Below are 361 nucleotides of genomic sequence, written 5' to 3' on the forward strand. Positions count from 1 at the left end.
GCTGGCGCGCAGCCTGGGCCTGCGCGCGCCCCGTATTGCCGTGGTGCAGGGCGATGACCTGAGTGGCCCGGCCCACCGGCCCATGCTGGCCCAGGCGCTGGGTGCGCAGATGCCCGAGCAGCCGCTGGTCAGCGCCAATGCCTATATTGGTGCGCGGCCGATTGCCGAGGCCTTGCTGGCAGGCGCCGATATCGTGGTCTGCGGCCGGGTGGCCGACCCCTCGCTGGTGCTGGGCCCGGCGATGGCGCATTTTGGCTGGGCCTGGGACGACTGGGACCGCCTGGCCCGCGCGACGATGGCTGGGCATCTGCTGGAATGCGGCACCCAGGTGAGCGGCGGCTATTTCGCCGACCCCGGCTAC

1 protein-coding gene is annotated in these 361 nt (G+C 72.3%); it reads left to right on the top strand.

The window, feature by feature from the left end; genetic code table 11:
• Positions 1-361 (top strand): acyclic terpene utilization AtuA family protein (locus tag H928_RS33700; protein WP_043341315.1); only part of this gene is annotated, 361 nt, incomplete at both ends.

Source organism: Comamonas sp. B-9, from assembly GCF_000410635.1.
Lineage (GTDB): Bacteria > Pseudomonadota > Gammaproteobacteria > Burkholderiales > Burkholderiaceae_C > Comamonas.